11 protein-coding genes are annotated in these 12115 nt (G+C 67.6%); all 11 read left to right on the top strand.

The genetic code is table 11. From position 1 onward, the window contains the following. The first annotated feature begins 62 nt into the window (after window positions 1–62). The 11 genes from pyrR to coaBC all read left to right on the top strand — a co-directional run bounded on the left by pyrR (window position 63) and on the right by coaBC (window position 11999). Entirely contained in the window at window positions 63–677 is a 615-nt protein-coding gene (gene pyrR / locus ACFWU2_RS10025) for a bifunctional pyr operon transcriptional regulator/uracil phosphoribosyltransferase PyrR (RefSeq protein WP_378604713.1), read from the top strand. Further along, complete coding sequence (locus tag ACFWU2_RS10020; protein WP_169621811.1) at window positions 674–1615, top strand: aspartate carbamoyltransferase catalytic subunit; 942 nt, start codon at window positions 674–676, stop codon at window positions 1613–1615. Before pyrR ends, ACFWU2_RS10020 begins: the two co-directional genes overlap by 4 nt. Window positions 1616–1656: 41 nt before the next feature. Then, window positions 1657–2970 (top strand): dihydroorotase, encoded by a 1314-nt coding sequence (locus ACFWU2_RS10015; protein ID WP_378604710.1) that lies wholly within the window; start codon window positions 1657–1659, stop codon window positions 2968–2970. Window positions 2971–2979: 9 nt separating this feature from the next. After that, on the top strand, window positions 2980–3480 hold the full coding sequence (locus tag ACFWU2_RS10010) for a transporter (protein WP_169621813.1): 501 nt from the start codon (window positions 2980–2982) through the stop codon (window positions 3478–3480). Window positions 3481–3598: 118 nt separating this feature from the next. Continuing rightward, window positions 3599–4783, top strand: a complete 1185-nt coding sequence (carA, locus tag ACFWU2_RS10005) for a glutamine-hydrolyzing carbamoyl-phosphate synthase small subunit (protein ID WP_378604707.1) — start codon at window positions 3599–3601, stop codon at window positions 4781–4783. After that, entirely contained in the window at window positions 4783–8130 is a 3348-nt protein-coding gene (gene carB, locus ACFWU2_RS10000; protein ID WP_378604704.1) for a carbamoyl-phosphate synthase large subunit, read from the top strand. Before carA ends, carB begins: the two co-directional genes overlap by 1 nt. Next, complete coding sequence (gene pyrF / locus ACFWU2_RS09995; protein WP_378604701.1) at window positions 8127–8954, top strand: orotidine-5'-phosphate decarboxylase; 828 nt, start codon at window positions 8127–8129, stop codon at window positions 8952–8954. Before carB ends, pyrF begins: the two co-directional genes overlap by 4 nt. Before the next feature lie 438 nt (window positions 8955–9392). Further along, entirely contained in the window at window positions 9393–9713 is a 321-nt protein-coding gene (gene mihF, locus ACFWU2_RS09990) for an integration host factor, actinobacterial type (RefSeq protein WP_006551450.1), read from the top strand. Window positions 9714–9777: 64 nt separating this feature from the next. Further along, the gene (gmk, locus tag ACFWU2_RS09985) at window positions 9778–10329 is read left to right on the top strand and encodes a guanylate kinase (protein WP_378605181.1); all 552 of its coding nucleotides are present in this window, start codon (window positions 9778–9780) and stop codon (window positions 10327–10329) included. 99 nt (window positions 10330–10428) lie between these two features. Next, entirely contained in the window at window positions 10429–10722 is a 294-nt protein-coding gene (rpoZ, locus tag ACFWU2_RS09980; protein WP_169621973.1) for a DNA-directed RNA polymerase subunit omega, read from the top strand. After that, window positions 10719–11999, top strand: coding sequence for a bifunctional phosphopantothenoylcysteine decarboxylase/phosphopantothenate--cysteine ligase CoaBC (coaBC, locus tag ACFWU2_RS09975; RefSeq protein ID WP_378604698.1), 1281 nt, complete (start codon window positions 10719–10721; stop codon window positions 11997–11999). Before rpoZ ends, coaBC begins: the two co-directional genes overlap by 4 nt. The last annotated feature ends 116 nt before the right edge of the window (window positions 12000–12115 follow it).

Genomic DNA, 12115 nt, shown 5'->3' with positions numbered 1-12115 from the left:
CTCGAACACTGTCAGGCATCCTTTAACGATCCGTCCAGTGAGGCGGAGAAGGAGGTCGCTGCATGGCCGTGTCCGAGGACGGGTCCACAGCTTCTACCCATTCTGTGTCTCCCGCCGACGCACCCGCGCGTGAGCTTCTCTCCGCAGCGGATGTGCACCGCACCATCGCGCGAATCGCGCACCAGATCATCGAGAAGACCGCGCTCGACACCCCCGCCGAAGCGCGGCGTGTCGTCCTCCTGGGCATCCCGACGCGCGGCATCACTCTCGCGAACCGGCTCGCCGACCGCATCGAAGAATTCTCCGGTGTCCGCGTGCCCGTCGGTTCACTCGACATCACCCTGTACCGGGACGACCTGCGCACCAAGCCGCACCGCCCGCTCGAGCGCACCTCGGTACCCGACGGCGGCGTCGACAACACCCTCGTCGTGCTCGTCGACGACGTCCTGTTCTCGGGCCGTTCCGTGCGCGCCGCTCTCGATGCGCTCCGCGACCTCGGGCGTCCGGAAGCCGTGCAACTTGCCGTGCTGGTCGATCGCGGCCACCGCGAACTCCCGTTGCGCGCCGACTATGTCGGGAAGAACGTTCCCACCGCGCGCAGCGAAGACGTGCGAGTGCTGCTCACCGAACAGGACGGCCGCGACGCCGTGGAGATCTCGGGAGGCAAGGCCCAGTGAAACACCTGCTCACCATCGCAGATCTCGACAAGGATTCCGCGACAGGGCTTCTCGACGAAGCAGAACGTTTCGAGCAGGCGTTGCTCGGCCGTGAGGTTCGCAAACTTCCCACGCTGCGTGGCCGCACCGTCATGACGGTGTTCTACGAGAATTCGACGCGCACCCGCGTCTCGTTCGAAGTCGCGGGCAAGTGGATGAGCGCCGACGTGATCAACGTCTCGGCCTCCAGTTCCTCCGTCCAGAAGGGCGAGTCGCTGCGCGACACGGCGCTCACGCTGCACGCCGCCGGAGCAGACGCGCTCATCGTCCGGCACCCCGCCTCCGGTGCAGCGCACCGGATCGCGCAGTGGACCAACGAGTCCGGATCGGGTCCGGCCGTGATCAACGCCGGCGACGGAACACACGAGCACCCGACGCAGGCGCTGCTCGACGCGCTCACCCTGCGTCAGCGACTCGGCGGAATCGAAGGACGCCGCGTCGCGATCGTCGGCGACGTGCTGCACAGCCGCGTGGCGCGTTCCAACGCCCTGCTGCTGAGCATGCTCGGCGCGGAGGTCGTGCTCGTCGCTCCCCGCACCCTGCTGCCGGTCGGTGTGGAGACGTGGCCGGTGCGTGTCGCGGAGTCGCTCGACGCCGAATTGCCCGGACTCGACGCGGTGCTGGTGCTGCGCGTGCAGGCGGAACGGATGAACGGCGGGTTCTTCCCGTCGGCCCGGGAGTACTCGATCCGCTACGGCCTCAGCGCCAAGCGCGCCGCAGTGCTTCCCGAGCATGCCGTGGTCCTGCACCCGGGACCGATGCTGCGCGGTATGGAAATCGGGTTCCCGGTCGCCGACGCACCGCAATCCGCCATCCTGCAGCAGGTCGGCAACGGCGTGCACGTGCGCATGGCGGTGCTGTTCCGGCTGCTCGTCGGTACGGAAGGCAACCTGTCGTGAACGCCGCTTCGGAACACACTCACGGAAGAGGAGATACCCCGGTGACGCCGCAGGTGCTCATCCGCAACGTCCGGCTCTACGGCGAAGGGGATCCGGTCGACGTCCTGCTCGGCGACGAGCAGATTCTCGCCGTCGGACCCGGACTCGACGCCGACGTGAACGTCGAAATCCTCGACGGCACCGATCGCATCCTGCTGCCCGGTTTCGTCGATCTGCACACCCACCTGCGCGAACCCGGACGCGAAGACACCGAGACGATCGACTCGGGTTCGGCCGCGGCCGCTCGCGGCGGCTACACCGCCGTGTTTGCGATGGCGAACACCGATCCGGTTGCCGATTCGGCGGTCGTGACCGACCACGTGTGGCGTCGTGGTCAGGAGGTCGGCCTCGTCGACGTGCATCCGGTCGGCGCCGTAACGGTCGGTCTCGAAGGCAGGCAACTCGCCGAGATGGGCTCCATGGCCTCTGGCATCGGGCAGGTCAAGTTGTTCTCCGACGACGGAAAGTGCGTCGACGATCCGCTGCTCATGCGCCGCGCACTCGAGTACTCGTCCTCGCTCGGAGTGCTCATCGCCCAGCACGCCGAGGAGCCCCGCCTGACGGTCGGCGCCGTCGCACACGAGGGACCTACGGCCGCACGCCTCGGCCTCGCCGGGTGGCCGCGCGCCGCCGAGGAGTCCATCGTCGCCCGTGACGCGATCCTCGCCCGCGACGCCGGCGCACGCGTGCACATCTGCCACGCGTCCACCGCGGGCACGGTCGCGCTCGTAGACTGGGCTCGCTCGCAGGGCATTGCCATCAGCGCGGAAGTCACGCCGCATCACCTGCTGCTCGACGACTCGCGGCTCGAGACCTACGACGGCATCAACCGTGTCAACCCTCCGCTGCGTGAGCGCTCGGACGTGGAGGCCTTGCGCCGGGGACTGGCGTCCGGGGTCATCGACTGTGTCGCCACCGACCACGCCCCGCACGCCGATCAGGACAAGTGCTGCGAGTTCTCCCAGGCCCGTCCCGGAATGCTCGGCCTCGAAACGGCGTTGTCCATCGTGATCGAGACAATGGTGCGTCCCGGTCTGCTCGACTGGCGCGGCGTCGCGAGGGTGATGAGCGAGCGCCCCGCGGAGATCGTCGGGCTCGACGACCAAGGGCGTCCGCTGGAGGTCGGTGAGCCGGCCAACGTCGTGCTCGTCGATCCCGATACCGAGTGGACGGTGCATGGCCCCGACCTGGCGAGCATCGCCGGCAACACCCCGTACGAGGACATGACCTTGCCGGGACGGGTCACCGCGACAGTGCTGCGCGGCCGGATCACCGCCCGCGACGGCGCGGTATACCCCCGGACCGACGGAAAGTAGGAACACGAGATGGACCGGATAGTGCTCACCGTCGGATTCCTGGCGTTGTGGGTCGTGCTCGTACTGCTGATGTGGAAGGGCTGGCGCGGCCGGGCCCGACGACAGCAGGACGCGATCGGGGAACTGCCGGTGGTGCCCGCGGAACTGGGGGAGCGGCTCATCGAGCCGAGCACGGGCCTGTACGTCGGCAGCACGCTGGCGCCGAGCTGGCAGGACCGCGTGGCGGTGGGCGACCTCGGCTTCCGCGCCAGTTCCGAACTGAGCCGGTACCGGACGGGAGTGCTCCTCGAACGGCACGGCGCGTCGCCGATCTGGATTCCCGAGGAGTCGATCCGGGCGATCCGGACCGAACGCGGCTTGGCGGGCAAGGTCATGACGAAGGACGGCGTGCTCGTGATCCGGTGGCAGCTGCCGTCGGGGACCGAGGTCGACACGGGCTTCCGTGGGGACGACAAGTCGATCTATCCACAATGGACTCGGGAACAGACTCGGGACGAGAACGAAAAGTGACGATCACAGCGACGATGACGATCACAGCGACGACGAACATCACGAAGACGAACACGACACGCGAGATTTCCGTCCGTACGGCCGGTTCTGGTGCGGTCGAGAAGAACGGAGACAACGCATGAGCGGCGGAACATTCGGAGCCGGCACCGCGGTGCTGGTCCTCGAAGACGGACGGGTATTCCGTGGCACGCCTTTCGGTGCGGTCGGACAGACCCTCGGCGAGGCCGTGTTCAGCACGGGCATGACCGGATACCAGGAAACACTCACCGATCCCAGCTACCACCGGCAGATCGTCGTGGCTACCGCGCCGCAGATCGGCAACACCGGCTGGAACCACGAGGACAACGAGTCCGTCGGGCCCACCGGAGACGCCGCAGATTCGAAGATCTGGGTGGCCGGGTTCGTGGTGCGCGACCCGTCGCGACGTGTTTCGAGCTGGCGGGCGAGCGGATCGCTGCAGGACGAACTCGCGCGGCAGAACGTCGTCGGGCTCGCGGGGATCGACACCCGCGCACTCGTGCGGCACCTGCGCACCCGCGGCTCGATGCGGGCCGGCGTGTTCTCCGGCGACGCTCTCGTGTGGAAGGGCGACGACCTCGACGTCGACGCACTCCTCGACCGGGTCAAGAGCCAGCCGTCGATGCTCGGCGCCGACCTCGCCGGTGAAGTGAGCACCAGCACCGGATACGTGGTCGAACCCACCGGCGGCGACCCGCGCTTCACCGTCGCCGCGATCGACCTGGGCATCAAGACCAACACGCCGCGGATGTTCGCCGAGCGCGGCATCCGCGTGCACGTGCTGCCGTCCACCGCGACGCTCCACGAGATCCTCGATCTCGGGGCCGACGGTGTGTTCCTGTCCAACGGACCCGGCGACCCGGCGACCGCGGACGGGGCAGTGCACCTGACCAAGGAGGTGCTCGGACAGGGCCTGCCGCTGTTCGGTATCTGCTTCGGGAACCAGATCCTCGGCCGCGCGCTGGGCCTGGAGACCTACAAGATGAAGTTCGGTCACCGCGGCATCAACATCCCGGTCGTCGAACACGAGACCGGCCGCATCGCCATCACCGCGCAGAACCACGGGTTCGCGCTCGAAGGTGAAGCGGGCCAGGAGTTCGATACTCCGTTCGGCCGCGCGGTGATCAGTCATACGTGCGCCAACGACGGTGCCGTCGAAGGCGTCAAGCTCGCCGACGGGTCCGCGTTCTCCGTGCAGTACCACCCTGAGGCAGCGGCCGGGCCGCACGACGCCTCTTACCTGTTCGACCGTTTCACCCGCATGCTCGAGGGAGAGAAGAACTGATGCCACGCCGTACCGATCTCTCTCATATCCTGGTCATCGGCTCCGGCCCGATCGTCATCGGCCAGGCCTGCGAGTTCGACTACTCCGGCACCCAGGCGTGCCGGGTCCTCCGCGAGGAGGGCATGCGCGTCTCGCTGGTCAACTCCAACCCGGCGACGATCATGACCGACCCGGAGTTCGCCGACGCGACCTACATCGAGCCGATCACCGCCGAGTACGTCGAGAAGGTCATCGCCGCCGAAGCTGCGAACGGCACTCCGATCGACGCGGTGCTCGCGACGCTCGGTGGCCAGACCGCGCTGAACACCGCCGTCGCGCTGTCCGAGCAGGGCATCCTCGACAAGTACGACATCGAGCTGATCGGCGCCGACTTCGACGCGATCCAGCGGGGCGAGGACCGGCAGAAGTTCAAGGACATCGTGGCCAAGTGCGGTGGCGAGTCCGCCCGCTCCGCGGTCTGCTACACGATGGACGAGGTCCGCGCGACCGTCGCCGAACTCGGATACCCGGTCGTGGTGCGCCCGTCGTTCACGATGGGCGGCCTCGGTTCCGGCATGGCGTACAACGAAGCCGACCTCGAGCGCATCGCCGGTGGCGGTCTCGCCGCGTCGCCGACCGCGAACGTGCTGATCGAGGAGTCGATCCTCGGCTGGAAGGAATACGAACTCGAGCTCATGCGGGACGGTCGCGACAACGTTGTGATCGTGTGCTCGATCGAGAACGTCGATCCGGTCGGTGTGCACACCGGTGACTCGATCACCGTGGCACCGGCGATGACGCTCACGGACCGTGAATACCAGAAGATGCGCGACCTCTCGATCGACATCCTGCGTGAGGTCGGCGTCGAGACCGGCGGCTGCAACATCCAGTTCGCCATGGACCCGAGCGACGGCCGCCTCGTCGTCATCGAGATGAATCCGCGCGTGTCGCGGTCCTCGGCGCTCGCGTCGAAGGCCACCGGCTATCCGATCGCGAAGATGGCCGCCAAGCTCGCCATCGGGTACACACTGGACGAGATCGTCAACGACATCACCAAGGAAACGCCTGCGTGCTTCGAGCCGACGCTCGACTACGTCGTGGTCAAGGCTCCGCGGTTCGCCTTCGAGAAGTTCCCGGGCGCCGACGGCACGCTCACCACCACGATGAAGTCGGTGGGCGAAGCGATGTCGATCGGCCGCAACTTCGCCGAGGCCTTCGGCAAGGTGCTGCGTTCGCTCGAGACCAAGCGTGCCGGATTCTGGACCGGCCCGGAGGTCGAGGGGTCGCTCGACGAGTTGCTGAAGGCGATCGAGACGCCCACCGACGGCCGGATCTACCAGGTCGCCCAGGCATTCGAGCTGGGCGCGACCCTCGAGCAGGTCTTCGAGGCCACCAAGATCGACCCGTGGTTCCTCGAGGAGATTTCGCAGATCGTCGGGCTGGGGGACAAGGTCCGCGTCGCCGAGACGTTCGGTGCCGAGGAGCTGCGTTACGTCAAGCACCACGGCTTCTCCGATCGCCAGATCGCGGCGCTGCGTCCGAGCCAGTTCGCGGACGAGGACGCGGTGCGCGCGCTTCGCAACGAGCTTGGTGTACATCCGGTGTACAAGACGGTCGACACCTGTGCGGCGGAGTTCGAGGCGAAGACCCCGTACCACTACTCGACCTACGAGCTCGATCCGAACGCGGAGACCGAGGTCGCGCCGCAGCCCGACAAGCCGAAGGTGCTGATCCTCGGCTCGGGCCCGAACCGCATCGGCCAGGGCATCGAGTTCGACTACTCGTGCGTGCACGCGGCACTGACGCTCTCGGATGCCGGCTACGAGACCGTGATGGTCAACTGCAACCCCGAGACGGTCTCCACCGACTACGACACCGCCGACCGCCTGTACTTCGAGCCTCTCACCTTCGAGGACGTCCTCGAGGTGTACCGGGCGGAGTGCGAGTCCGGCACGGTCGCCGGGGTCATCGTGCAGCTCGGCGGACAGACTCCGCTGGGGCTGGCGCGGCGGCTGAAGGCGGCGGGAGTCCCGATCGTGGGGACGAGCCCCGAGGCGATCGACCTCGCCGAGGACCGCGGCGAGTTCGGACGGGTACTCGAAGAGGCCGGTCTGCCCGCCGCGAAGTACGGCACCGCCACCACCTTCGACGGCGCTCGTGACATCGCGGCCGAGATCGGTTACCCCGTGCTGGTGCGCCCGTCGTACGTGCTCGGCGGTCGCGGCATGGAGATCGTCTACGACGAGAAGTCGCTCGCGGACTACATCTCCCGCGCCACGGAGATCTCCGACGACCGTCCGGTCCTCGTGGACCGCTTCCTCGACGACGCGGTCGAGATCGACGTGGACGCCCTGTGCGACGGCACCGACGTCTACATCGGCGGGATCATGGAACACATCGAGGAAGCCGGAATCCACTCCGGTGACTCCGCGTGTGCCCTGCCGCCGATCACCCTCGGCCGCTCCGACATCGAGAACGTGCGCCGCTCGACGGCAGCGCTCGCCGCTGGAATCGGGGTCAAGGGCCTGCTCAACGTCCAGTACGCGCTCAAGGACGACATTCTGTATGTCCTGGAGGCGAATCCTCGGGCGAGCCGCACGGTGCCGTTCGTGTCCAAGGCCACCGCGGTCCAGCTCGCCAAGGCGTGCGCTCGCGTGATGCTCGGCGAGTCCATCGCCGAATTGCGCGAGTCCGGGATTCTGCCCGCCGAGGGTGACGGCAGCGTGATTCCGCTCGGGGCACCGGTGGCCGTGAAGGAAGCGGTGCTGCCGTTCAACCGGTTCCGCCGCGCCGACGGAACGGGTATCGACACGTTGCTCAGCCCGGAGATGAAGTCCACCGGCGAAGTGATGGGCATCGACGACGATTTCGGTACGGCGTTCGCGAAGAGCCAGACCGCAGCCTACGGGTCGCTGCCCACCTCGGGCACCGTGTTCGTGTCGCTGGCGAACAAGGACAAGCGGTCGATGATCTTCCCGGTCAAGCACCTCGCCGACCTCGGATTCCACATCGCTGCCACCGTCGGGACTGCAGAGGTCCTGCGCCGCAACGGTGTTCCGTGCGAGCACGTGTACAAGGTGTCCGAGGAGGAACGCCCCGAAGGTGCGCCGGACGTGGTCGATCGCATTCGTGCGGGCGACATCGCCATGGTGATCAATACGCCGTGGGGCAATTCCGGACCTCGCGTCGACGGCTACGAGATCCGAAGTGCGGCCGTCGCGGCGAACATTCCGTGCATCACGACGGTGCAGGGTGCGTCGGCAGCGGTGCAGGGCATCGAGGCAGCGATCCGCGGTGACATCGGCGTCAGCTCGATCCAGCGGATGCACGCACGACTGCGCGAAGCCGCGGTCGCCGGACAGTCGTGACCACGTTCGGAGAGCGGCTCGCGGATGCGCTCGCGAGCCGCGGGCCGCTCTGCGTCGGCATCGACCCGCATCCGCAGTTGCTGACGGCATGGGGTCTCGGAGTCGACGCGGACGGACTCGACAAGTTCAGCGAGCTGTGTGTGGAAGCATTCGACGGCGTCGTCGCCGTGGTCAAGCCGCAGGTCGCGTTCTTCGAGGCGTTCGGTTCGGCGGGTCTGGAAGTTCTCGAACGCACCGTCGCCGTACTGCGCGGTTCCGGGACGCTCGTCCTCGCCGACGCCAAACGCGGCGATATCGGCTCCACCATGGACGCGTACGCCCGCACCTGGCTCGCCGACGAGTCGCCTCTGTGCTCGGACGCGGTGACCGTCTCGCCTTATCTCGGGTTCGGTGCGCTCGCTCCCGCGCTCGATCTGGCGGCGCAGACGGGCCGTGGGGTCTTCGTGCTGGCAGCGACCTCGAACCCGGAGGGAGCGCAGGTGCAGCAAGCCCGGCTCGACGACGGCCGAACAGTTGCTCAGGCAATGGTCGACGAGGCCGCGGCGTGCAATACCGGAGTCGACCGGCTCGGGTCGGTCGGTGTGGTGGTCGGCGCGACGCTGACCGACGCTCCCGACTTGCAGGCCTTGAACGGCCCCATCCTGATGCCGGGAGTGGGGGCGCAGGGCGGAACCGCCGACGACGTCCGCCGGCTCGCAGCGGGCAATCTGAGGGCCGTGGTGCCGAACGTGTCGCGGGAGGTGCTGCGCGCAGGACCGTCCGTCTCCGCGTTGCGGGAGGCTGTCGCCCGCACGGTCGAAGGGTTCGCGTTCCTCCAGGAGTGAGTTTCTCCAGGACCGAGTTCCTCAAGGACAGCGTTCCTCCAGGACTGAGGGGGTCGAGGACCGTACATGCACGAGTACGGTCCTTGACCTGCGGATCCGCGTGCCGCGACACGCGGAACCGCAAGATTTTTTTCCGGGGTTCTCGACGACACCCTCTGTGGCCGGCAGTGATCTTGCGCGCTCCTCGTGCAGTGGCGGTGCGTATGTCCGTCGAGACGCCGTGACCTGCGGCTTTACCCCGTTCGGGCAGGTCGGCCCCGGAAATCCGCGTGATCTTCCGGCAACGCGTGGGCCCCGGAATCGGCACGCACTACCGCACGGATTTTCGAGCGTCACGGCGGGGGGGCGGTTCGCATTCGACGGAAGTCGTGAGTACGGTCGCTATCGCCGCTGGTTACAGCGGTGAAGACTGAATTCCAACGATGAGACGGAGGAACCGTGGCCCTTCCCCAGCTGACCGATGAGCAGCGCGCCGCTGCTCTGGAGAAGGCGGCTGCTGCCCGTCGTGCCCGGGCAGAGCTCAAGGAGCGCCTCAAGCGCGGCGGCACCGACCTGAAGCAGGTGCTGAAGGATGCCGAGAACGACGAAATCCTCGGCAAGATGAAGGTTTCCGCTCTGCTCGAGGCCCTGCCGAAGGTCGGCAAGGTCAAGGCGCAGGAGATCATGACCGAACTGGAGATCGCTCCGACCCGCCGTCTGCGCGGACTCGGCGATCGCCAGCGCAAGGCCCTGCTCGCCAGGTTCGATTTCGACGCCTGAGACCGTGGTAGCTGACGCACATCCCGTGACGGACAGCGCACCCGCAGCGCGGAGGGGCCGGCTGATCGTTCTGGCCGGCCCCTCCGCGGTCGGTAAGTCGACTGTCGTGCGCCTTCTGCGCAACCGGGTGCCGAATCTGATGTTCAGTGTCTCCGCGACCACCCGCGCCCCACGACCGGGCGAGGTGGACGGGGTGGACTACCGCTTCGTCACCCGCGAGGAATTCGATCGCATGATCGACGACGGCGAGTTGCTCGAGTGGGCCGACATCCACGCCGGCCTGCAACGTTCGGGCACACCCGCAGCGCCGGTACGCGAGGCGCTCGCCGCCGGGCGACCGGTGCTCGTGGAGGTCGATCTGGTGGGAGCCCGCGCCGTGCGGGCGGCCATGGACGAGGCCGTCCTGGTCTTCCTCGCGCCGCCGAGCTGGGAGGTGCTCGTCGAGCGCCTGACCGGACGCGGCACCGAATCCGCCGAGGTGGTGGCCCGCCGCCTGGACACCGCGCGCACCGAACTCGCCGCTCAGGACGAGTTCGATGTCGTCGTTGTCAACGATGATGTCGACCGTGCGTGCGAAGAATTGGTATCCTTGTTAGTCGGTCCCGAAAACGGGTGACCGGAGCGTGCTCGCCGGCACCCGACCGGTGCCGTTTGCAGAGTCCGCCGACGCTAGTTTCTATCCCGCGAAAACTCAGGAGAACACCGAGTGAGCAGCATGCAATCAGCAGCGATCGACCTCGAGGGCAATGCCCTCCCGGTCTACGACACTCCGCTGGGTATCACCAACCCGCCGATCGACGAGCTGCTCGAACGCGCCTCCTCGAAGTACGCCCTGGTGATCTACTCGGCCAAGCGCGCCCGGCAGATCAACGACTACTACAACCAGCTCGGTGACGGCATCCTCGAGTACGTCGGCCCGCTCGTCGAGCCGGGTCTGCAGGAGAAGCCGCTGTCCATCGCGCTGCGCGAGATCCACGCGGATCTGCTCGAGCACACCGAAGGCGAGTGAGCCTTCACGCCGCGGACGGCGCTCCGGAAACCGGACAGCGCCGCCGCGTCGTCGTCGGAGTCGCCGGCGGGATCGCCGCGTACAAAGCGTGCGCACTGATCCGGGCGTTCACCGAGAACGGCCATCACGTGCGGGTCGTTCCCACAGAATCAGCACTTCAGTTCGTCGGGCGCGCCACCTTCGAGGCGCTCTCCGGTAACCCCGTGCACACCGGTGTCTTCGCCGATGTGCCGGAAGTACCGCATGTGCGGTTGGGGCAGGAGGCCGACCTCGTCGTCGTCGCTCCCGCCACCGCCGACCTCATGGCCCGGGCGGTATCCGGCCGCGCCGACGATCTCCTCACCGCAACTCTTCTCACCGCGCGTTGCCCGGTGATGTTCGTGCCCGCGATGCACACCGAGATGTGGGAACACCCCGCCACTGTCGACAACGTCGCAACACTGCGTCGTCGCGGCAGTGTCGTGGTCGAGCCCGCTTCGGGTCGTCTCACCGGCAAGGACACCGGTGCGGGGCGTCTGCCCGAACCCGACGAGATCTACGCGCTGGCGGCACTGATGCTCGAACGTGCCGACGCGCTGCCCCGCGACCTGGCCGGCCGGCGCATTGTCGTCTCCGCCGGTGGCACGCGCGAACCTCTCGATCCGGTGCGGTTCCTGGGCAACCGCTCGTCGGGCAAGCAGGGCTATGCCCTTGCCCGCCTGGCCGCGCAGCGCGGCGCGGACGTCACCCTCGTGGCCGGCGCGGTCGCCGGACTCGACGATCCCGCCGCCGTCGACGTCGTGCGGGTGCAGACCGCCGCGCAGATGCAGGACGCGGTCACCAAGCATGCCGCGACCGCCGATGCCGTCATCATGTCAGCCGCAGTCGCCGACTTCCGCCCCGCCACCTTCGCCGAAAGCAAGATCAAGAAGGGTGCGGGCGAACCGGACTCGATCGCGCTGACGAAGAACGACGACATCCTCGCCGGCCTGGTGCGCTCCCGTGCAGACGGTGGGCTGTCCAAGGACACCGTCATCGTCGGATTCGCAGCCGAAACCGGCGACGAACACGGCGATGTTCTGACGTACGCCCGTGAGAAACTTGCCCGCAAGGGCTGCGATCTTCTCGTCGTCAACGCCGTGGGCGACGGCAAGGCATTCGAGGTCGACCACAACGACGGATGGCTGTTGTCCGCGGACGGCTCCGAGACGGCGCTCGCCCACGGATCCAAGGCTCTGATGGCAAGCAGGGTCCTCGACGCACTGCGACCGCTGCTGGCGCAGGTCGAACGGACGTAAAGTCCGATGAGTTTAATACTCGCGCCGACGCTGCCGGGACAGTAGCGTCGGCAAAAGTGGCCGGGCTCGACCCGACCGGGAGTGCGAGCCGCTCCACAGCGTTCGTTCAGAGCTAG

This window comes from Rhodococcus sp. NPDC058639, from assembly GCF_042717545.1.
GTDB lineage: Bacteria > Actinomycetota > Actinomycetes > Mycobacteriales > Mycobacteriaceae > Rhodococcus.
The sequence above is the reverse complement of the archived record's forward strand: the minus strand, read 5'-3'. Positions and strand labels throughout refer to the sequence as shown.